Origin of the sequence: Rothia sp. 27098_8_161 (assembly GCF_041432905.1) — a bacterium.
Taxonomy (GTDB): Bacteria; Actinomycetota; Actinomycetes; order Actinomycetales; family Micrococcaceae; genus Rothia.
The window spans coordinates 24,242-46,128 of record NZ_JAPWAL010000006.1 but is presented as its reverse complement, the minus strand read 5'-3'; the positions used below and the strand labels follow the sequence as shown (position 1 = coordinate 46,128).

Here is a 21,887-nt window from a genome sequence, read left to right as displayed (position 1 = left end):
GCTGGTTCAGCGTCACGCCAGCCCCACACACCACGAAACCGCACGGTGTAGCGGCGCTACGCTATTCTTTTAGGTATGTCTACTGAGAACACACAGCCTACCCAGGCACCCGAATCTACCGAAGAAAAGGCCAAGAAGCCGGTTCCCGAGGAATTCTTCCGCCAGCCCTACTCCTTCGTCCGCCGCGGCGATCGCCTCACCGCGCGCCGTCAGAAGGCGTGGGACACCTACTCCCCCACCCATGTGCTGGACATCCCGCGCCTGCGCACCGATACTTCCGTAGCCCCCGAGGCGACTTTCGACCCGGTCAAGATTTACGGCCGTAAGGCGTACCAGGTCGTCGAGATTGGTTCCGGTCTGGGAGAGGCAATCGTGCACCGCGCAGTTGAGGTGCCCGAGGCAAACTTCCTTGCCGTTGAGGTGTACACCCCCGGCATCGCAGACCTGCTGCTGAAGATGGGTAACGCCGGCGTGGAGAACGTGCGTGTGGCTCAGGCGAACGCACCCGAGCTGCTCGACAACATGCTTGAGGAGAACTCCGTGGATGAGCTGTGGGTGTTCTTCCCGGATCCCTGGCACAAGTCCCGCCACCACAAGCGCCGCCTGGTGTCCCCGGCGTTTGCTGATAAGGTTGCGCGTGTGCTCAAGCCCGGCGGCATTTGGCGTCTGGCGACTGACTGGGAGGAGTATGCCCTGGTCATGCGTGAGGTTCTGGAGGCGCACCCCGACTTTGAGAACGTGAACCCAGGCGCCGGTGCGACCGAGGAGGATCCGCTGGGTGGCTGGGCTCCGCGTTGGGAGGGTCGTACTCTCACCAGCTTTGAGCGTAAGGCTCAGGAGGCGGGCCGCCGCGCGCACGATCTGACTTACCGCCGCAAGTAAGCGGAGCAGCGCTAGCAAGAGTTACCGCCATGTGATTTCCCGCCGCCGCGCAAAGTGCATACGTTAAAGAAGGTGAGGCTCCCCGATCATTCGGGGAGCCTCACCTTCTTGTGTGTGGGTCTAAGTGCATGCGGGCGGGGGTCTACCCTACCTCGCTCGCACAACGCTAAGACGCACAAGCCTATATGGGTGGCTGACTAGCGCAGATGGGCCAGAACAGCCGAGCCGTTTATCCTAGCCTAACAGGTTAACGCGGCTTACGGTAGAGAACCACCGCCGAAGAACGCCGACGAGGCGCCGGGCGGGTACCGCGGGCAATATGCACCACATCGCCACTGGTACCGGCGGCGAACACGCGCTCCGCCATGCCCAGCTTCACCTTCGCGTCCTCAACCTGACGCTGCAACGCCGCGATCTGCTCCTGTTGCTGCTCCACGAGGGATTCCAGCTCAATAATGCGGCGAATACCTTCCAGGGAGACACCCTCCTGCGAGAGCTGCTGAATCTGCTGCAGACGGTTCACATCACGCTGCGAATAGCGGCGCGCCTTACCCGGCGCACGCGAAGGCTGGACCAGGCCAATACGGTCGTACTGGCGCAGAGTCTGTGGGTGCATGCCGGCCAGTTCAGCCGCCACAGAAATCACGAAAACCGGGCGGTCCACACTGTGCAACGGCTTGCCGCTACGGGACTTAGATGATGATTCTCGAGATGCCATGGTTTACTTAGCCTTCTTCAACAGATCCTTACGCGGGTTCTCCTGCGGTGCCAGTTTTACGAATTTATCGAATGCTTCCTGCGCCTCTGCGCTCAGCTCGGTGGGGAGTACGATTTCGGGGATGACCAGCAGGTCGCCGTCGCCGCCCTTAGCCTTGAAGCCGCGGCCCTTAGCGCGCAGTCGGCGGCCGACCTGGCCGGGTGCCAAGCGCAGTTTCACAGTGGATGCGTCGGGCAGGGGCACCTCAATCACGGCGCCGTCGACGGCCTCGGCGAGGGTGACGGGTGCGCGCAGAATCAGGTTGTTGCCCTCGCGGGAGTACACGGAATCTTCAGAAACGCGCACGGTGACCTTCAGGTCACCGCCGCGCAGGCCCTTGCCGCGCAGTCGAACCTTCTGACCGTCCTTGATACCTGCGGGGATGCGTGCCTCGGTGTGGGAGCCGTCCGGCAGGAACACAGTCACGGTCGCGCCGGTGTATGCCTGGGCGAGGCTGATGCGGGTGCTGGTAGTACTTTCTTCGGGTGCTGCGTGCTGTGCGCCGCCGAAGCCGCCACCACCCATGCCGCCGAAGTCTGCGCTGGTGAAGCCTGCGGAGCGTCGGGAGCCGCCGGCACTGCCACCGAAGAGGCCGCCGAGCAGGTCGTCAATGTTGATCCCTGCGCCGCCGTTGCTGAAGCCACCGAATGCGTCCGCGCCGGGGTAACCGGTGTAACCGCCACCGCCGAAACCCCCCATGCCTGCGGCACCGTAGCGGCGGATCTGGTCGTACTCTTCGCGCTGCTTCTTATCGGAGAGCACATCGTATGCTTCCGAGATTTCCTTGAACTTCTTCTCTGCTGCGGCGTCGCCGGGGTTAAGGTCCGGGTGGTACTTGCGTGAGAGCTTGCGATACGCCTTCTTAATGTCGCTTTCGCTGGCATCTTCGCTAACACCTAGGGTCTTGTAGAAGTCGTCAGTTATCCAGTTTTCGCTTGCCATGTTGTGTTTCTCCTTCGTGCGGTGATGCGCCGCCCTCCTCGGTTACGGGACGGCTTGCAGGGGCACCGCGTGCTTGTCTTAATACTCTATATAAAAGTTTAGTCTACTTGACTCAATTTTGAAAGGGCTGAGCCAAAAAAATAGCACCCCTACAAGCCTGTTAACCGCCGCCACAGCTCGCCGAAACCCACGCCAACACCGGGCATAGCGAGCCAGGCAAACATCAGGGCGGGTACTCCCCCATCAGGGAGAGCACCCGCCCGTCGTTAGTTATTCGCCAATGCTTAGCCGACCACCTTACGGTGCAACAGCCACAGCCACCTGAGCGGTACGAACCACGCGGTCGTTCACACGGTAGCCGTAACGCAGAACCATGGAGACATGATCCTCAGCCACCTCGTCGGTGGGCTGCTGCAGTACAGCTTCGTGGATATTCGGGTCGAAGGCATCGCCTACTTCACCGAAACGCTCCACACCCTGCTTGCTGAGCAGCTCTTCGAGCTTCGCAGCGATGGAGGCAAAGGGGCCGTCCTGCAGGTCGCCGTGCTTGCGTGCGGCGTCGATGTCGTCGAACACCGGCAGTAGGGAACCGACCAGGTCACTGATGACGAAGAGTCGCAGCTGCTCCTTTTCGCGGGCAGTGCGGTTCTTGTAGTTGGTGAACTCAGCCTGCAGGCGAAGCAGGGAGTCTAGGCGCTCTGCGGCGAGTGCCGCATCCGCAGATTCTGCTTCTACGGCATCCTGGAGCTCAGCCTCGACGGCTTCCGCTGCGTCGTCGGTGTTTTCTGCCGATTCAGCTTCGGGGTGGCCTTCCGCTGCGGGGGCGTTGAATGCCTCCTCCAGCGGGTCGGGGGTGACGTTTTCCTGCTCAGCCATGATTACTTCTTCTCGTCTTCGTCGATGACCTCGGCGTCGACAACGTCCTCATCAGCGGCGGGCTTGGACTCGGATGCCTCAGCCTGTGCTGCTGCGTAGAGTGCCTCGCCCAGCTTGGACTGGGATGCCTGCAGCTTCTCGAATGCGGACTTCACTGCTGCGTCGTCGTCGCCTTCGAGTGCCTTCTTCAGCTCGTCGACATCACCCTGGACCTCGGTCTTAACATCCTCGGGCAGCTTGTCGCCGTTCTCCTTCAGGAGCTTCTCGACGGAGTATGCGACGGACTCAGCCGCGTTGCGGGTGTCAGCAGCCTCGCGGCGTGCCTTGTCCTGCTCTGCGTGTGCTTCTGCGTCCTTGACCATGCGGTCGATGTCGTCCTTGGAGAGGGAGGAACCGCCGGTGATGGTCATGGACTGCTCAGCGCCGGTGCCCTTGTCCTTTGCGGAGACGTGCACGATACCGTTTGCGTCGATGTCGAAGGTGACCTCAATCTGGGGCACGCCGCGGGGTGCGGGGGCGATGCCGGTCAGCTCGAAGGTACCCAGGTTCTTGTTGTCGCGAGTGAACTCACGCTCACCCTGGAAAACCTGAATGGTCACGGAGGGCTGGTTGTCCTCTGCGGTGGTGAAGGTCTCGGAACGCTTGGTCGGGATTGCGGTGTTGCGCTCGATCAGCTTGGTCATCACACCACCCTTGGTCTCGATACCGAGGGAGAGGGGGGTGACGTCAATCAGCAGAACGTCCTTACGGTCGCCCTTCAGAACGCCTGCCTGCAGTGCTGCACCCATTGCCACGACCTCGTCGGGGTTGACGCTCTTGTTGGGCTCGCGGCCGGTTAATTCCTTGACGAGCTCAGCGACGGCGGGCATACGGGTGGAGCCACCGACCAGAACGACCTCGGAGATCTCGGAGACAGACACGCCGGCTTCCTTGATGACGTCAAGCACGGGCTTCTTGGTGCGCTCGAGCAGGTCGCGGGTCAGTTCCTCGAACTTTGCGCGGGTCAGCTTCTCATCCAGGTGGATGGGGCCCTCGGGGGTGACAGACAGGTACTGCAGCGAGATGTTGGTGCTGGTTGCGCTGGACAGTTCCTTCTTAGCCTGCTCAGCTGCTTCCTGCAGACGCTGCAGAGCAATCTTGTCCTTGGACAGGTCTGCGCCGGTGTTTGCCTTCACCTGTGCAAGCAGCCACTCGACTACGCGGTGGTCCCAGTCGTCACCACCGAGGCGGTTGTCACCGCTGGTTGCGCGAACCTGGATGGTGGAGAAGCCGTCTTCGTCCTTGCCGACTTCCAGCAGGGAGACGTCGAAGGTACCGCCCCCGAGGTCGAAGACCAGGATGAGTTCGTCTTCCTTACCCTTGTCCAGGCCGTATGCCAGTGCTGCGGCGGTGGGCTCGTTGACGATACGCAGGACGTTCAGGCCTGCAATCTCGCCGGCTTCCTTGGTTGCCTGGCGCTCAGCGTCGTTGAAGTATGCCGGGACGGTGATGACAGCGTCGGTGACAGTGTCGTTCAGGAATGCCTCTGCGTCACCCTTCAGCTTCATGAGGGTTCGTGCGGAGATTTCCTGGGGGGTGTACTTCTTGCCGTCAATCTCGGTGGTCCAGTCGGTGCCCATGTGGCGCTTGACTGAGGAGATGGTGCGGTCGACGTTGGTCACTGCCTGACGCTTTGCGACGTTACCAACCAGGACCTCGCCGTCCTTGGAGAATGCGACGACGGAGGGGGTGGTGCGGGTGCCCTCTGCGTTGGCGATGACGACGGGGTCGCCGCCTTCGAGAACCGAAACGACAGAGTTGGTGGTACCGAGGTCAATGCCTACTGCACGTGCCATATGTATTCACTCCTTGTGATCAGCGCCCCGCTTCTTCCAATGCGAGGCGGGTTAGTTTGAAAATTGTGGAGGCGGTCGGCGCTGCGCGTGACACTCCATATGGAGTGGTCTGCGCGGCTTCCTTGAGCCTCATGTACTCAAGTATGCACTCTCTTGGAGGGGCTGTCAATAGAGTTGAGCGAACTTTACTCAACTTTTTTTCGTGGAGGGGTGTGAGGGGTGGGGCTTTCGGGGCTATGGAGGGGTGTTTTGCGGGAGATTTTAGGGCGCTGGCGAGGTGCGGATGGGGCGGTTTACCGCGGAATTCCGGGGTTTTCACCCTGGGCGAGGGTGCGGCGCGGCGATTCAGCGCACGGCGGACATGGGCGGACTAATTGGGCGAAAAAAATTTTTAAAAATCTTTAAAAAAGGGTGAAAAACCTAAAAACTGGGGTGTGAGAGGTGCCGGAAGGTGGCACAGGGGCACCTTTTATAGGGGGCGCGGGGCGATTTTTAAGTCTGGAAACTCGACTTCTAGCAGCATTGCTAGGGGTGTGCTTTGTGCAGGCACCTCAACTACAGGCACCCGCCTGAGATCTCAGAGATTCACTCCTCTTATATATAGAGGACCTGCATGCAAGCTCCATCGCTCGCTTTATAGGAGGGTATCTCCGCTTATCCGCCCCGCAATTCCTCAACCCTCAACTATGGCTTGAGACCACCCGCCTGCCGTATGCTGGGTACGACCATACTCTCGCAAAGTAGACAGGAGATTCCAATGCAAGATCAAAGTAGACCAACACCTACTGGCAACCATGAATCTAACGGTGTACCCAAAAGCAAAATCGCCAAATATAGATCAACAAGAATACCGGGATGGGTTTTAAGCATCAGCCTAATCATTTATGGCCTAATCTCAAAATTTCAAGATTTACTAAAAAATACGCCACTTCCACTTAAATATGATTTTTTAAACATATTGATGCTCTCCATTCTAATAGTATTTTTTATAATATATATGCTAATTCTTAAAAATAATTCAAAATTAGAATTCAAAAAACTCATAGACTACCTACTTGAAGACCTAAAATACCTTATTCTCCCCACTGGATTTATTTTTGCACTATTTTCAGCACTAGACCTAAAATGGTTTAGCGATTTTTCCGGATTTGTTTCTGGAATTCTCGGAATCTTTGGACTCATAAAGAATCCCTCAAATAACCACACCTTCATTATTCAGCATATCTCTTCTGACCCCCAATCTCAGCGCCATGAACGGACCATGCTTCTTGTGGATAATTTAAGAAGCGAAAATCATTATTCAAAAATTAACGCCATTCAAGGCCTTGCATCTATTGCAGACGAGTGGCTCAGTGACTCAGATATCCCCAAAGAGCAGGCTCGCAAAAGTGGGCAAAATATTATAAATATTTTATGTAACTATATTCAATCAATGCCAGACGGATACACTGATAACCAATTAATGAATTTTAATTCCCTCCTGGAATCAGATAAAAAATTCCTCGAAGAAGAGGCTGAGACTCGACAAAAAATTTTTCATGAATTTTCTTCAAGAATCGCCAACCCGCAGAACCAGCTGACTAGTTTTAAAAATTTTACATTCAACTTTAAAAATTCCCCCATATTCTATCCGTTGGAGAACCTCAGATTTGCCAATGCAAATTTCAAAGGTTCAAAATTTTACATAAAAACATCATTCACACGTTCAACATTCATCGGAAATACAAATTTTTCCAATACAATATTTAATGAAGACGCAACTTTTGGATCGATAATTCCTGGAGATTCTACATCAAAGATGTACTTCATTGGAGAGGTAGACTTTTCGAATTCAAAATTCAAGAAAAAAGCTCACTTGGGAATGATTGAATATGCAGATACAGCCGATTTTGAATCCGCCATTTTCAGTGATCTTGCAGATTTTACGTATGCACATTTTTATTCTGCTGCTGTGTTCAGCAAAGCAACTTTTCATGGTGCTGCAGATTTCTGTGCTGCAATCTTTGAAAGTGCATCTCTTTTCACTAAATCGAAATTCAAAAATAGTAGTCCACAGTTTGCAATTGGTGATTCAGATAATCCGATTCTACAAGCTAGGTTTTCATGTCTTGTTGATCCAAACTTCTACGATTTTTCAGTATCACGAAATAGCAATTATGCTATTAGAAAAAGCCACCCTTTGTCACCCGATGGACAAATATTCACTATTCCCGACGGGGCCATACTTTTTACCCCGACTAAAAAGACCTAGAATCGCTCTATTTAAATAGATAAATAGTAATTATAAAAATAGAACCCGAATAACAATTAATATCCAGCTGATAATCTTATTCTAATCCCTCGAAAAGCCCCGTCTGTACATCTCGTGCAGGCGGGACTTCTTCTTTTAACCAGCGCGAGCGGGCAGGGGTGGGGCTCTCCCCTATGCTGGTTATAAGCCAGCACCGGAGCAGGAAGGGAACACCGCCATGAACCTCAACAAACTCTTAACTGCGCTGCGGCAACGCAAAAACGCACCGGCACACAACCAGCAGGCTGAGCGGCGCGAACGCTACACGCACGCCCTCGAACAATTCCTCGACGGCCAGCCCGCCGTACGCCTCGGCGGGGCGTACACGCTCGCAAACCTCGCAGACGCATGGCTCACCGACGCATCCCTCCCCGAGCAGGTGCGCCGAGAAGAAGCCCAGACCATCGTCGACGCGCTGACCGGGTGCATCCGCACGCCCTACCCCCTCGCACAGAAACGGCAGATCCTAGAAGCAGGCGAAGCCCCCGAAGAGTACGAAGGCGACTTTACGCGCGATCAGGAGGCACTACGCGAAGAGCAGCTAGTGCGCCGCACGGTCTTCATGGAGTTCAGCCGCCGCCTCGCCGCAATTACCAAGAGCACCGAAAAAGGCAACGAGGAGAACCAGCACGCGGTGCCGTCGGTATCGCCCATGTGGGCTGATCTGCGCTTCGACTTTGGCGGCGCACCCATCTTCTACCCGTTGCGGCAGCTGCACTTTCAGAACGCCGATTTCGCCTCCGCAACCTTCTACGGCCCGGCGGATTTTTCCGGCGCAACCTTCCACGGTTACACCAGCTTCTCCGCAGCCCAGTTCACCGCTGACGCATCCTTCCAGGGTGCGAACTTCAACGACTGGGTGGGCTTCAGCGCCGCGCACTTCGCAGGTGCGGCAGAGTTCAGCCGGGCATGCTTTGCGGACGCGGCAAGCTTCGCAACCGTAACCTTCACCGGCGAGGCTGACTTCTCAGACGCGGTCTTTTCGGCTGCGGCTGACTTCGCGGTATCTTCTTTCAACTCCGACGCCAATTTTTCACGCTTGAACACCGCGGGCATAGCCAGCTTCGCGGCGGGCACCTTCGGCGGATAGGCAGTATTCACCGCCTCCACGTTCCACGATGAAGCACACTTCGCCGCGTCGGTCTTCAACCGTCCGGCGGTGTTCTCCAAGTCGCTGTTCGGCGGGGTCGCGCGCTTTGCCGGTGTAGTCACCAAGCAGTCCGCAATGTTCAGCAACGTACGCTTTGCGAGCGCGGCGGACTTTAGCGGGGCGTCCTTCACGCAGTACGAGGATTTTGGTGGGGCACGGTTCGACGGCGACGCCACGTTCAGCCGGGCGTCGTTTATTGCACTGCCGAGGACGAGCTATGAGATGGACTTCCCGCAGCAAGCAAACTTCAGTAACGCGACCTTCGCGCAGGATGCCGACTTTAGTAAGGCGACGTTCACGGCGCATGTCGGCTTCTACAAGGCGACGTTCGCGCGGGAGGTGAACTTCAACGGGGCGAGCTTTGAGGGCGCCTACTTCGCGGATACGACGTTCGGTCAGGGCGCGGACTTTGCCTCTTCGACGTTCAACCATAGTGCGAGCTTCGACCATGCAACTTTCAACGCTAATGCGGAATTCCATGAGGCATCTTTTGGAGGGCACGCTGACTTCCGCGATGTTGCGTTTGCGGCGGATGTGAGGTTTAGCGGCGCATCCTTTGGCAGTAATGCGGGGTTCTGCATGGCGTCTTTCGGCGGTAATGCGAGCTTCTTTAGGACGGATTTTGCGGGGACTGCAGAGTTCCGTGAGGCGATCTTTGAGGGGTATGCCGGGTTCAGCACGGCGGCTTTCAGCGCTGATGCCAACTTCAGCGGAGTTGCGTTTGAGCAGCTCTCTTGGTTCGCTGATGCGACCTTCGAGGCAGGCGCGGAGTTCGCTGGGGCAACCTTTATGGGCGTTGCAGATTTCTGCAATGTGTCTTTCGTGAAGACCCCGCCGGTCTTCGCAGCTGAAAATGCTGACTCGGGTGAGGCGTACCGGGCTCGGTTCACTGCTTTACCTGCCGGTTCGGATTCTGCCGGTCAGGAGGCGCATAACTTCACGGTGTATGAGGGTAGCCAGCCTATTCCACTGGGTACAGCTGAGCTTCTTAATAGAACGTTCGTTCTCCCTCTCGGGGCGGTGCTGTACGACCCGGCTTCCTGGGATAAATGCCGGAAGGAATACACGCGCATGAGTGAGCCTGCGCAGTATTAACGCGAGGCCCCGCCACGTTGAATATGTGACGGGGCCTTCGTTTATGACCGATAGAAGCGCAGGTCAGACAGTTTTGCACTATGCTGAAAGGTAGTCGTTCCTCTCAGCGAAGACAGGAGAAAACATTGCCAAACAACGAAGCTTCATCAGGGCAACGGGGCAAAGCCTCATCTCGTTTCAAAAAATGGCTCAGAGAAAAATATCCACGTGTGTATGGGTTCTTCTTCTCCGAAACGCCATTTTATATTCATCATTTCTTTGGGCTCCTTGTAAGCCTTGGATTCCTCGGGGGATTCCTTGCGCTTACAGTCCCTCTGTGGAAATCCTGGAATAGCGTTCCATTCCTTGGATTGCTTATCCCAGCAGCGTCGACAGACTACTCAGAGCCAAAAGCAATTGCAGACCTTCGTCTACACATTCTCTACATTACTGGCGGCATCATCGCTATTTTGACTCTTCTACAGACTAATTGGAAGAATCAGGTCGACCGTCGCAAGGTCGAGGCTGATATCAAGAAAAACGAACAAGACGCAGAGAAAAACGAGCGCGACCACATCCGCCAGGTATATGCTGAACGCCGTAGCCGCTACACCAAGGCTGTAGAGCAACTTGCAGACGCTAAAGCATCAGTCCGTATAGGTGGTATCTATACCCTTGTTGGCTTGGTTGATGAATGGCTTGCTGATAGTACTCTCGAGCTAGAGGAACAACAAAAAGAAGGGCAGGTTATTATCAATAACCTCTGCGCTTATATCCGCTCACCTTTCCTTTTAGCTACGAACCGAGCTATCTTTGAAGCAGACGATATCCCGGAAGAATTTTCTGAAAAATTATTGCTGGACCAAGCCAACTTTCATGAGGAGCAAGAAGTTCGCCAAACAATCTTTAATGAAATAAGCTTAAGAGTCGAAAGAAATACGTCATCCACTTCATTACAAGAAAAAACACTTTGGGAAAGCTTCACATTTAATTTCTCAAGGTCAACAATATTCTATCCTCTTGACGAAATTAACTTCATGAATGCCAATTTCTCAGATTCCAAATTTATTCGTGAAGCAAATTTTCGATTTTCAAAATTCTGGGGAGAATCAAAATTCAATAAATCGTCATTCTGTGGGTATGCAGATTTCTGCGGAAGTCAATTTCAAGGTCCCGCAAAATTCATCCACTCCACCTTCCAAGAGAATACATGGTTCAATGGAGCTAAATTCAAAAATTCCGCTATCTTTGGAGGCTCTAATTTCCTCCAAATTACTGAATTTCTCGAGGTGTTGTTCCATGGCGAAACAAACTTTAGCGGAGTAGATTTTTTCGATACAACAATTTTCTCTAACGCCAAATTTTCAAAAGATACTGACTTTAGCGGAACAATTTTTCATGAACTGCTATTCTTTGCAGGGGCCCGCTTCGATAAATATTCTAGCTTCTACAAAACGACATTCTTGGGAGATACAACATTTTTTAAAACAGAATTCGCCACACCTACAACATTTAACGACGCTCAGTTTAGCTATACTAAAAAACACACCTTTAGTGAAAAGCAAACAATATCGTGCGGCAATGTTCCGCTAGGATTTTCCACCATGCTCACCAAAGATAAAAAATTTCTCTCTCGTGCTATTATCCCAGCAGGATCAATATTGATATCGCCGGCATCATGGGATGAAGAACTAGGAGATTATACCCATCTAGGCAGCCCCGCATTATAGAACTTTATTTCTCAAGCAATCAGTTGCCAAAGATATAAAATTTTACCTTCTGCAAAATAAAGGATTTTATGAATTTACAAATTGTGTGACCCCTCGTTTTTCCACTCACCACTGAAAGGATTTTATTTTAATGATAAAAATATTTTCAAAACTAAATTGCATCAAGAAATTAAAGTCTTCTCGTAAGCAGAATCAATTCTACATAGTTCTCTTTGGAACAGCCATAATTGGCGCCCTCTGCGCTTTCTCCATACCTTTATCCATCGCGGAACCGTTCAGCGCAGGAGACAGTGTAGCTGCTCTCCGCCAGGCTATTTTGGCCGCTACTGGTGGTGTCCTCGCAATGCTCACCCTTTGGGAAAACCGACGCAAAAATCTGCAAGAAAAAGATAAAAACGACCTTGACCATGCCCGGCAAGTCAAGGCCGAACGTCGTAGCCGCTACGCCAAAGCAATTGAACAACTCGCGGATGATAAAGCCCCTATCCGCCGTGGAGGCATATATACCCTAGCTAAACTTGTTGATGAATGGCTAGCAGATGATAAGACCGTGCAGACTAAGGAGGAGCGCCTAAGCGAGGGGCAGGTCATCATCGATAGTCTTTGCGCATACATCCGCTCATCCTACCCGTTATCCATACATAAAAAGATCCTCGAACGCAACCATGAACCTGTTGAATACCCAGGAAACTTTTTATTAGATCAAGCTAAATTCCGCGAGGAACAAGAAGTTCGACAACTAATTATTAAAGAAATCACAAAAAGGTTGAATGATGGCTCCGCATTTGAAGACAATATGCCAAAGAGACCGCAGAGAGGACCCTGGTCCGATTTTATTTATGATTTCTCTAAAGCAACATTTTTTTACGTGGTCGATTTTAAAAATTCCTTCTTCAATAAAGATGTAATTTTTAATAATACAAAATTTATCCACGGTGCAGATTTTAATAATTCATACTTTAAGCAGTCTGCCAACTTTGAGAATTCAGAATTCTCCGGCCCCGCAGGTTCTGTTGGAAGTGCAAAGTTCTTGAATTCAAAATTTGAGTCAGATGTTAAATTTAGCGGTTTAACTTTTATCCGCGACGCTCACTTTAACAACACGGTTTTCACCCACAAGGCCAGCTTTGAGAACGTGAGATTCAACAAAAAAGCTGTATTTTCAGATGCCCTCTTTGAACAAAGTGCAAGTTTTAAAAATACATACTTCACTGGGGGAATAAAATTCTTTAGAGCAATTTTCAAAAAGTCAGCAGATTTTAGCTCTTCTTATTTCTTCCATGAAGCCAACTTCTTTAAAGCTGAGTTTCATCAGCAACCAATATTTAAATCCATGAATCTTGGCATAACATACATTGCTCAATTTTCATACAAGGATTGTCAAATTAATTTTTCTGTTTCGACTCAGAACGGAGCAGTCCAAGTTAAAACTACTAAAGTTATTGCTCCTAACAAAGCTATCTTTCTTCTACCTGAAGGGGCAGATCTCTTCAACCCAGACAACCCTGATGACTTCTCAAAAGGTATGGTAATTTCCCCTGGAGGTAAAGGCTAAAAATGTTTACTTCTAGATAATTTTCTTTAGGCCCCGCCGGCCCCCACACCGGCGGGGCCTTTGCGTGCCCTGGCACGCCCGGGTCCGGCGGTGACAGCCTACCGGCGAGCGCATCCGCCCGTCACCGTGCTGCCCAAAGCGCCGCTTGCAAAGCCTTCCCAATCACCCACCGCGCCCAACCTTCCGTTACCTCACCGATACACTAGAACCATGTACCGAATCATGACTGTCTGCACCGGCAACATCTGCCGCTCCCCCGTCGGCGAATACCTCATCCGCCAGCACGCCCAAGAAGCCGGCGTGCCCGTCACCGTCACCTCCAGCGGCATCAGCAACGAAGAAGAAGGCAACCACATCGACCCGCGCGCCGCCGCGCAGCTCACCACCCGCGGTATCGACTCATCCACGCACCGCGCCAGCGTTTTCACCGTCGAGGACTTCGACCGCAACGACCTCATCCTCGCCATGGACGCACCCCACTACCTGCGCCTCAAAGCCCTCGCCCGCAACGAGGCTGACAAGACCAAGATCCGCATGATGCGCAGCTTCGACCCGAAGGTCACCACCACCCACCTGGACCAGCTCGGCATCTACGACCCCTGGTACGGTAGCGAACGCGACTTCGTGTACACCACCGGCCTCATTGACGCCGCCGCACGCGGCCTCATCAACCACCTCAAGCAGGAAGGCGACGCCCAGTGAGTCAGCGTATTCCCCTGAACCAGAACCACCGCGTCACCGGCACCACCGAAATCCTGGAGCTCTGCAAAGATATGCTGCGCCTGGAGCACGGCATCGGCAACGACTTTGACATGGACACCGCCGAATTTACCGAATTCCGTGAGCAGTTTCTCGCCGACTTCGCGCAGATTCCGCTGATTATCGGCATTGACGGCCGCAGCGGCACCGGCAAAACCAGCCTCGCCGCGCAGCTTGAGCAGGAACTCACCGCCGCCGGGCACAGCGTGCACGTGCTGCACCTGGACGACTTCTACCCCGGCTGGGACGGCCTCTTCGACGGCGTGGAGGCGTGGGACGCGCTATCCGTGCAGCTGACCGAAGGTATTGCCGGGACCTACACCCCGTGGGATTGGGAGGCGGGCGCCCCCGGTGAGGTGCGCACCGTCGACCCGGCGGCTACGCAGGTCATCATCTGTGAGGGTGTCGGCGCGATTGCTGGCGCCTGCGAGGTGCGTATCCTCGCCACCGCCCCGGACGAGGTGCGTTACGAACGCGCCATGTCTCGTGATGGTGACACGTTCCGCCCGCACTGGGAACGCTGGGCGGAGCAGGAGGAGGCGCTACTCGCCGAAATCCCGGAGGACTACGCGACCGTGGACTTCATCTACGACAGTGCGGCGCAGTAACAGCCGTCTACAAGACAGTAGGGCCCAATGCTTCGTGTATCTCGAAGCATTGGGCCCTACGGCTATTCAGAGGCAGTTTTATTCAGGCGCTGTTTTATTCGGGCATGGGAGCCGGGCTAGCGGATTCCATGCGGTCTTTATCCCAGTAGGTTGAGGTATTGCTCGGCGCGTGTGTGGAGGCAGTGCCGTCTTTTTCGATACCCGGGTTGTTGTTGGAAAGCACGGCAAAGATTACGAGCAAGACGCAAGCTATGAGTAGCAGGATGCATAGCAAATATTTGTAATAGTGGGTGCGCATCTGAGGTGTCCCTCCGGTCGTATCGCGTGATATGACCAATGTAAGTTATGCGGTCGCACCGAGCAATGCTTCTCAAGAATATTTTTCAAATATTTCTACATGGGCTGGGGGTTGCTGATTGGCAAACTAAAGCAAACTGCTCAAGGGGCGGTGTTATCTCTCCAACGGAGCGTGGATAACACCGCCCTTTTGCTCCAGTACGCGTAGGGTGTAGCCACGTTTTCCGGAAGCGCCCTCAGGGTATCGTACAGACGCTCTCCGTAGCGAAGCAAGGAGAGGCGGAGCGTCTGTGCGACGGGTGCCCCTGCGTAGGCGCGGAGGAAATATGTGGCGTACCCTCCCCTAACCCTTGTAGGAGCGTGGATAACACCCCCCTTCTGCGTACCCGTCCCGCCCCCAAATTAAAAAATGTCAAACGTTTAACTTACGAAGCCACGCCCAATTCTGCTACCGTGAACAAGTTGTGCTTCCAGCCTGCGCAAACTCACCCCCGGAGCGGTACCGCCGCATCCATGTCTTGTAGAGCCGCAGGCGCCGTTGCACGCGCATCACGTAGAAAGAAAAACTAAGGACTAATGTCTTCGAAGTCGACTAAGACCTCTTTCGGGCTATCACCCCTTTTCATTGTTGTTCTGGCGATGCTGACCGCTATCGCGCCGCTCGCTACGGACATGTACCTGGCGGCGCTGCCCGCTGTTGCTGAGAATCTGAACACCACCAGCACGAACGCATCCCTGACGTTGAGCGCGTTCATGGTGGGTATGGCGCTTGGCCAGCTGGTTGTGGGTCCCCTCTCGGATAAGACGGGCCGCCGCAAGCCGCTACTGATCGGTGCGGTCATCTGCTTTATTGCGACGGTGGCGTGTGGTTTCGCGCCGAATATTGAGCTGCTGATTTTTGCGCGTTTCATGATGGGCTTCACCGGTTCGATTGGTGCGGTGCTGGCGCGTTCTATCGTGGCTGATACGACTGAGGGTCTGGCGACGGCTAAGCTCATGGGCGTCATGATGATGATTAACGGCTTCGCGCCGGTGCTTGCGCCGCTGTTTGGTGGTTGGGTGCTGTCGTGGGGTAACTGGCGCGATATTTTCCATGTGCTGGGCGTGATTACCGCGGTCATGATGCTCGGCGTGATCTTCGTGATTAAGGAGACCCTGCCGGTGGAGGAACGCTACCAGGGCACCGCCCTAAGCGTGTACTCGGAGCTGCCGAAGGTGCTGAAGGTGCGCCGCTACATGGGTTTCATGTTGACGATGTGCTTCGCGTTTGGTGCGCTATTCTCGTACATTTCCGGTTCGACGTTTGTGTTGCAGAAGATTCTGGGCTTGTCCGAGACTGAGTTCACGATCGTGTTCGGTGTGAACTCGATTGGCATTGTGCTGTTCAGTGCGATTGCGACGAAGCTGGTTGGCCGTGTGGCGCAGCGCCGCATTGTAAACATCGGTGTGGTTAGCCTGCTCGTGGTGTCTTCGCTGCTGTTGGTTAGCTTCCTTGTCGGTATTTCGCTGGTGCCGACGCTGATTCTGCTGTTCCTGCTGACCAGTTCGTGCGGTCTGATTTTTGGTAATGCTTCGGCGTTGGCGTTAAACGAGGCGCGCCACATGGCGGGTAGTGCTTCGGCGGTGATGGGTACGGTTCAGGCGATGCTGGGTGCGGTGGCAGCACCGCTGGTGTCGTTTGCCGGTGAGCATGAGTACCTGCCGATGGGCTTCTCCATTCTGGGTTTCGCGGTCCTGACGGCGCTGGTGCTGTGGACTACGCCGCGTAAGGATTCGGACTACTCGGCGGACGGTCTGAGCCACGGCGCTAGTGAAGGTCACGGCGCTCCGGCGGGCCACTAACCTGTTGCTGATTTTTGTATAGCTAAAGCCCCGGCTGGGCGACCCGCTAAGGGTTGCGCATCCGGGGCTTTGCTGTGCCCGTGCATGGGCGCAGGGGCTGCCGCGTTTTCCGGAAGCACCCTCAGGGTGTCAGCCCGGGCGCTCTCCGCAGCGAACCAAGGAGGGGCAGAGCGTCCGGGTGACGGGTGCCCCTGCGTAGGCGCGGAGGAAATATGCGGCGTCCCTTTTCTGATGCGTTTAGCTCTGCTGCGCCAGGTAACTCAGTAGCGTAGCGGTCAGCTCCGGGTCATGCGCCAGCGCCGTACCGTTCAGATGAGTCACCGGCGCAATCAGACGCACCGACGACGCCAACCACACGCCGTCCGACTCAAACAAATCCTGCGGGTAGAGCGGACCGAAGCCCAGCTCCCAACCAGCCTGGCGTGCCGCCTCAAACACCGCGCCCTGCGTGGTGCCGGGGAGGATACCGTGGCTCGGCTCAGGCGTGTACAGCACCTTCTTGCCGTCCTCAATCTTCGCAACCAGCACTGAGGAGGTCGCGCCCTCCAGCACGCGACGCTCGTCGGTGATGAAGATAGCGTCGTCCGCGCCGCGCTCCTGCACGTACCGCAGGACCGCCATGTTCACCGCGTAGGAGAGGGTCTTCGCACCCGCCAGCAGCCACGGGTAGGCGCTATTATCCATCGGCTCGTGGCCGCGCGGCAGCAGCATCGCCTTCACGCCCTCGGTGCGGCGCTTCACAATGGAGGCGGGCACCGGCGACGCCATAATCAGCGTGTACGGGCCCGGCTGCATAGAAGTCACCGCCTGGGTGGGGCCGCGCGAAATAATAATCTTCACGATGTGTTCTTCGCCCAGCACAGTCTCGGCACCGGCGGTCGCCTCACGCATGAGGCGTTCTACCGCCGAACGCAGAATCTCAGGTTCCGGGTCAGGCAAATCCAGCATGCGCGCCGACGACTCGAGGCGGGACAGGTGCATGCCGAGCTTACGCACGCGGCGGTTGACGGACAGCATAGTCTCGAAGACGCCGTCGCCGCGGGTGAAGCCCTGATCATCAACGCTGATGAGGGGCACGGACGGGTCAACGAAGATGCCCTGAGGGTTCTGCTCGTTCAGAAGAATTACGATACTAGACATAGTTTTATTGTACGTTCGCTACTGGTTCCTGAAAGGGCTCGGAGGGTGCCGCGTTTTCCGGAGGTGTCTGTACCTTCCTGAAGCGACATCAGGGTGCCCGAAGCGAAGTGAGGGCGGGTCCCCTGTAGGAGCGAAGGAAGGGGGCAGGCGCTTCCTTATCTATGTCCTAGCGCGGGAGGACGGTATCGTCCGTAGTGACATCAGGGTGCCCGAAGCGAAGCGAGGGCGGGTGCCCCTGTAGGAACGGGGACGAATACCGTCTCCCAAGCGGAACCAGAAACGGAACGAACTAGCCCCAGAGGAACTGGATCGTACCCGCCGCAATAGATGCACCGTACGCAACAGCGATAATGATGGCGGCTGCAATGCTCACGTGCACATCACGCGGCGAATAGGAGGGTACTCGCGCCCAGGTACGTTCGCCTGCGCCGAAGCCGCGCGCTTCCATGGTGATAGCCAGGCGGGAGCCCCGGCGGATGGCCTGCACGAGCAGGGCGAAGCTCTGCCCGCCGAAGGTTTGTGCACGTCCAATAAGGGACTGGCCTGCACCGAGTCCGCGGGCGCGTCGTGCCTGGCCGAGGGCATTCCATTCGGCGAAGAGGATGCCGACGAGGCGCAGGGCGGCGACGGTGGCGAGCACGAACCGGGAGGGCAGTTTGAAGGTTTGTGCGAGGGAATCGCCGAGGTCGGTCGGGTCGGTGGTGAGCACGAACGCGAGGGTGGGTAGGACCATGGCGAGGGAGCGGATCATCATGGCTGCACCGACGGCGGCGGAGTCGGTGGTGATGCTGTTGAAGCCGAGGTCGAGAATGGTGGTGCCGCTTTTGGCGCTGAGCATGGCGACGGACCAGCCTGTGGTGATGACGGCGATGAGGATGGGCCAGAAGCGGGCGAGAACGTTGACGGGGCGGAATCCGACGAGGATGAATCCGAGCAGTTCGAGGGCGAAGAGGATGCCGGAGGTGAGGGGGTCGCGCACGATGAGTGCGGCGATGATGAGGGTGAAGGAGACGATGAGTTTTACGCCGGCGTTGAGGTTGCTGAAGTAGCTGGTTCGGTCGATGGTGCCGAAGAAGTCGGTGTTCATGCGTTCTCCTTTCCGGGGGTGGTGAGGGCGGGTAGGGTGATGTGATTGCCGCCGAGTGCGGCGGTGTAGTCTTCGTCGTGGGTGATGGAGATGACGGCGGTGCCGTTGGTGAGTAGTTCGCGGATGAGGTCGACGAGTTCTGCCCAGGTTCGTGCGTCTTGGCCGAAGGTGGGTTCGTCGAGGATGAGGATTCGTGGTGCGGTGGCGAGTGCAGAGGCTACGGAGAGTCGTCGTTTTTCGCCGCCGGAGAGGGTGAAGGGGTTGGCGTCGAGTAGGTGGGTGAGGCGTAGGCGGGTTGCAAGCTCGTTGGTGCGGGCTGCGAGGTCGTCTTCGTTGAGGGGTTCGCGGGTGAGTGCGGCGAGTCGGCGGGGGCCGAGTTCGAGTTCTTCACGTACGGTTCCGCGGATGAATTGGTATTCGGGTTCTTGGAAGACGTAGCCGATGCGGCTGAGCATTTGGGCGGGGGTCCAGGTGGGGATGTCCCAGTGGGCACTGTTTTCTCGCTCGCCGTCACCGTGGTGGTTACATAGCGCATCGGTGGCGGTGAGGGTGCCGTCGGGTGCGGTGAGGAGCCCTGCAAGGGTGAGGGCTAGGGTTGATTTGCCGGCGCCGTTGGGTCCGAGCACGCTGAGGTGTTCGCCGGCGTGCAGGGTGAGGTTGATGCCGCTGCGGAGTACGGGCAGGTCGATGGGTGCGGGTGCGGGGGTGTCGCCGAGGTGTTTAATGGTGCGTCGGCGTGCGCGTCGTTGTTTGGGGGTGGGTTGTGCGCGGGTGATGCTGAGGTTTTCGGCGCGCAGTAGCGCCTCGCCGGTTACAGCCTCGCCGCTCTGGTTATCGCTGCCGGTCTGCGGTGCGCGCGGCACGTAGTTGGGTACCCATACGCCCGCGTCGATGAGGTCTTGACGTGCTTCGGTGAGCACGGTGTCGGGTGCGCCGTCGTGGGTGATGGTGCCGCCTGCGCCGAGCACGATAATGCGGTCCATGTGCGGTGCCCAGATGCTCACGCGGTGTTCTACGACGAGTAGGGTCGCGCCGGTCGCCTCCGCGGCAGAGAGGATGCTGTCGCGTACTTCCCGCACACCGGCGGGGTCGAGGTTGGCGGTGGGTTCGTCGAGGATCATGGCGCCGGGGTGCATCGAGAGGATGCCCGCCAGGCCGAGGCGCTGCTTCTGTCCGCCGGACAGTGCGCTACTGGGGTGGTCGAGGGGTAGGTTGTTGAGCCCTACGGCGGTGAGGGCTTCGGTGACGCGGCCCCAGATTTCTTCGCGGGGTACGCGCAGGTTCTCGGGGCCGAATGCGACGTCGTTGCCGACGGTTGCCATGACGATGGAGGATTCGGGGTCCTGCTGCATCATGCCCGCGGTGCCGCGTGCTTCACCGGGTTCTTTGCCGTTGATGGTGATGGTGCCGCCGGCGGATTCGCCGTCGTCATCGTGGAGCACACCGGCGATGGCGTGCAGGAGCGTCGATTTGCCGGCGCCGGAGGTGCCCAGTAGCAGGACTTTTTCACCGGGGTTGATGGTGAGGTTGAGTCCGCTGATGACGGGTTCTGGGCGTCCGGGGTGATGCCAGCTGAAGTTGTTGAGCTCGATGCGCGCCCCGCGCGGTGTTGCTTCCATGATGCTTCCTTAGCCTTTTATGTGGCTGCTGTAGTGTGCCGAGTGGTGACTTGTTGGTGGCTAGTTGCTGGTGGTTAGCGGCGGGTCTTGCCGGATGCCAGCGAGGAGAGCACACCGGTCTTGGCGAGGTTCTGCACGAGAATCCACGCCAGGAAGCCTGCGATGACTGCACCGGAGATGACGGAGCATGCTACGTAGATGATTGCCTTGACCGGTTCCATGTCGGGGTAGTAGATGAAGATTTCGTTACCGCCCATGAACAGGCCGCAGAGTGCACCGGCGAAGATGGCGATGGTTGCGTTCCAGCGGCGGTAGCGGAAGATTGCGAAGGCGATTTCAGCGCCGATGCCCTGGAAGAGGCCTGCGAGCAGGATTTCACCGCTCCATGCGCCGCCGGTGAAGAGCACGGAGATGAATGCTGCGACGATTTCGCAGAAGAGTGCTGCACCGGGTTTGCGGATAAGCAGGCCGCCGAGGGTGCCGCCAAGCAGCCACGCGCCGCCGATGATGGGTCGGAATTCGGGTGCTGCTACGAGTGCGGTTTTGGTTGCGGGGCTAACTGCGATGTCCCAGATCCAGAAGATGACGGCGCAGGCTACTGCGATAACTGCGGCAATAACGATCTCGTTAACTCGCCAGCGCAGGTTCGGCTTCTTCGCTTCTGCTTGTGCAGGTACCTGGGAGGCGGGGGTTACGTTCTGTGACATAGGTGGTCCTTCCGTCGTTGGAAGGGGAATGTCCTCGTCCTCTTAATGGACGAGGGCATTGAGAAGAAATTCGACTCCCTACGCCGGTACTAACCGGATCAGGTTCGAGGGTCTGCTTAGCACTCTCAGCGCCGTGGTGGCGCTCCCCTGTCGTGTGGGGTTCTTTGTCCGTACCGTTGTGGTGTGGGCGGGAACCCAGGTTTGATTGTAGGCGTGTCTGGCTGTTCATGCCAATTTGCCGCTTTTTGTTCCCTTCGTCTGCCCACATTACAGAATTGAACGGCATACAATTTTGGGACGGAGAGGCTCCCAGGCGGCACAAACGCCTTAAACCCTATACGCTAGGGAGTGGCGCTCTTTTCTCACCCAACCCCGAAGAGGTTCACGGGTAGGACGCCACATCGTATACAGCTAAGGAGATACACATGAACCCCGTCGCTAAGCTTGCTATTGCGGGTATCAACATGGGCGTAGCAGCCCTGATCGGCAAGGGCCTGAGCGCAGCCTGGACCAAGGCTACCGGCAACCAGCCTCCCGCCATTTCCCAGGAGTCTGAAGATACCCTGCGTCAGGTCATCCTCTGGACCGTTCTGACCTCCGTCGTAGGTGCTGTGGCGAGCTTCGGTATTGCTCGCCTGCAGCGTCGTTTCTTCTAATGAGATTTGTCGCCTTCCGCGCGATAGTTATGAGCTAGGCGGTACGTATCTTCACTCGGTACGTACCGCCTGGCGTTCCAT

Annotated in this window: 19 protein-coding genes and 1 riboswitch; of the genes, 10 read left to right on the top strand and 9 right to left on the bottom strand. The window is 56.1% G+C overall.

Translation table 11 applies throughout. From position 1 onward, the window contains the following. The first annotated feature begins 75 nt into the window (after positions 1-75). Positions 76-882, top strand: coding sequence for a tRNA (guanosine(46)-N7)-methyltransferase TrmB (gene trmB, locus O3648_RS03825; protein ID WP_371568544.1), 807 nt, complete (start codon positions 76-78; stop codon positions 880-882). Between the two features lie 247 nt (positions 883-1,129). Here trmB and O3648_RS03820 read toward each other — a convergent pair whose 3' ends face one another. From O3648_RS03820 to dnaK, 4 genes are all read right to left on the bottom strand, one after another. Next, positions 1,130-1,600: a heat shock protein transcriptional repressor HspR gene (locus O3648_RS03820; protein WP_279741696.1), complete on the bottom strand. Its 471-nt coding sequence runs from the start codon at positions 1,598-1,600 to the stop codon at positions 1,130-1,132. 3 nt (positions 1,601-1,603) lie between these two features. Further along, on the bottom strand, positions 1,604-2,581 hold the full coding sequence (locus O3648_RS03815; protein WP_371568542.1) for a DnaJ domain-containing protein: 978 nt from the start codon (positions 2,579-2,581) through the stop codon (positions 1,604-1,606). A 297-nt stretch (positions 2,582-2,878) separates the two neighbouring features. Then, positions 2,879-3,457 carry a nucleotide exchange factor GrpE gene (locus O3648_RS03810; RefSeq protein WP_371568540.1) on the bottom strand — a complete coding sequence of 193 codons (579 nt, stop codon included), beginning with the start codon at positions 3,455-3,457 and terminating at the stop codon, positions 2,879-2,881. Between the two features lie 2 nt (positions 3,458-3,459). Further along, positions 3,460-5,292 carry a molecular chaperone DnaK gene (gene dnaK / locus O3648_RS03805; RefSeq protein ID WP_371568536.1) on the bottom strand — a complete coding sequence of 611 codons (1,833 nt, stop codon included), beginning with the start codon at positions 5,290-5,292 and terminating at the stop codon, positions 3,460-3,462. A 757-nt stretch (positions 5,293-6,049) separates the two neighbouring features. Between dnaK and O3648_RS03800 the strand changes: the two genes are divergently transcribed. From O3648_RS03800 to O3648_RS03770, 7 genes are all read left to right on the top strand, one after another. Beyond that, a complete protein-coding gene (locus tag O3648_RS03800; RefSeq protein WP_371568533.1) occupies positions 6,050-7,543 on the top strand; it encodes a pentapeptide repeat-containing protein in 1,494 nt (497 codons plus the stop codon). A 217-nt stretch (positions 7,544-7,760) separates the two neighbouring features. After that, a complete protein-coding gene (locus O3648_RS03795) occupies positions 7,761-8,672 on the top strand; it encodes a pentapeptide repeat-containing protein (protein WP_371568532.1) in 912 nt (303 codons plus the stop codon). A gap of 69 nt (positions 8,673-8,741) precedes the next feature. Continuing rightward, a complete protein-coding gene (locus O3648_RS03790) occupies positions 8,742-9,827 on the top strand; it encodes a pentapeptide repeat-containing protein (protein WP_371568529.1) in 1,086 nt (361 codons plus the stop codon). A gap of 125 nt (positions 9,828-9,952) precedes the next feature. Continuing rightward, positions 9,953-11,536: a pentapeptide repeat-containing protein gene (locus O3648_RS03785; RefSeq protein WP_371568526.1), complete on the top strand. Its 1,584-nt coding sequence runs from the start codon at positions 9,953-9,955 to the stop codon at positions 11,534-11,536. 130 nt (positions 11,537-11,666) lie between these two features. Further along, complete coding sequence (locus tag O3648_RS03780; protein WP_371568523.1) at positions 11,667-13,091, top strand: pentapeptide repeat-containing protein; 1,425 nt, start codon at positions 11,667-11,669, stop codon at positions 13,089-13,091. A gap of 210 nt (positions 13,092-13,301) precedes the next feature. Then, positions 13,302-13,793 carry a low molecular weight protein-tyrosine-phosphatase gene (locus O3648_RS03775; RefSeq protein ID WP_371568520.1) on the top strand — a complete coding sequence of 164 codons (492 nt, stop codon included), beginning with the start codon at positions 13,302-13,304 and terminating at the stop codon, positions 13,791-13,793. Next, positions 13,790-14,458, top strand: coding sequence for a hypothetical protein (locus O3648_RS03770; protein WP_314079224.1), 669 nt, complete (start codon positions 13,790-13,792; stop codon positions 14,456-14,458). The genes O3648_RS03775 and O3648_RS03770 overlap by 4 nt, the downstream gene beginning before the upstream one ends. Positions 14,459-14,552: 94 nt before the next feature. On the opposite strand, the gene O3648_RS03765 is transcribed toward O3648_RS03770, so the two are convergent. After that, positions 14,553-14,699 (bottom strand): hypothetical protein, encoded by a 147-nt coding sequence (locus O3648_RS03765; RefSeq protein WP_314079221.1) that lies wholly within the window; start codon positions 14,697-14,699, stop codon positions 14,553-14,555. Between the two features lie 632 nt (positions 14,700-15,331). On the opposite strand from O3648_RS03765, the gene O3648_RS03760 reads away from it, so the two are divergent. Next, positions 15,332-16,597: a multidrug effflux MFS transporter gene (locus O3648_RS03760; protein WP_371568517.1), complete on the top strand. Its 1,266-nt coding sequence runs from the start codon at positions 15,332-15,334 to the stop codon at positions 16,595-16,597. Between the two features lie 237 nt (positions 16,598-16,834). Here the strand turns inward: O3648_RS03760 and O3648_RS03755 are convergent, their stop codons facing one another. From O3648_RS03755 to O3648_RS03740, 4 genes are all read right to left on the bottom strand, one after another. After that, entirely contained in the window at positions 16,835-17,737 is a 903-nt protein-coding gene (locus O3648_RS03755) for an aminotransferase class IV (RefSeq protein ID WP_371568514.1), read from the bottom strand. 289 nt (positions 17,738-18,026) lie between these two features. Continuing rightward, the gene (locus O3648_RS03750) at positions 18,027-18,824 is read right to left on the bottom strand and encodes an energy-coupling factor transporter transmembrane component T (RefSeq protein ID WP_279741677.1); all 798 of its coding nucleotides are present in this window, start codon (positions 18,822-18,824) and stop codon (positions 18,027-18,029) included. Then, entirely contained in the window at positions 18,821-20,443 is a 1,623-nt protein-coding gene (locus tag O3648_RS03745; RefSeq protein ID WP_279789782.1) for an ABC transporter ATP-binding protein, read from the bottom strand. The genes O3648_RS03750 and O3648_RS03745 overlap by 4 nt, the downstream gene beginning before the upstream one ends. Before the next feature lie 74 nt (positions 20,444-20,517). Next, on the bottom strand, positions 20,518-21,150 hold the full coding sequence (locus O3648_RS03740; RefSeq protein WP_371568510.1) for an ECF transporter S component: 633 nt from the start codon (positions 21,148-21,150) through the stop codon (positions 20,518-20,520). Between the two features lie 58 nt (positions 21,151-21,208). Continuing rightward, positions 21,209-21,309: riboswitch (TPP riboswitch) on the bottom strand. A 266-nt stretch (positions 21,310-21,575) separates the two neighbouring features. Here O3648_RS03740 and O3648_RS03735 point away from each other — a divergent pair. Beyond that, positions 21,576-21,806 carry a DUF4235 domain-containing protein gene (locus tag O3648_RS03735; RefSeq protein ID WP_279741673.1) on the top strand — a complete coding sequence of 77 codons (231 nt, stop codon included), beginning with the start codon at positions 21,576-21,578 and terminating at the stop codon, positions 21,804-21,806. Positions 21,807-21,887: the final 81 nt, after the last annotated feature.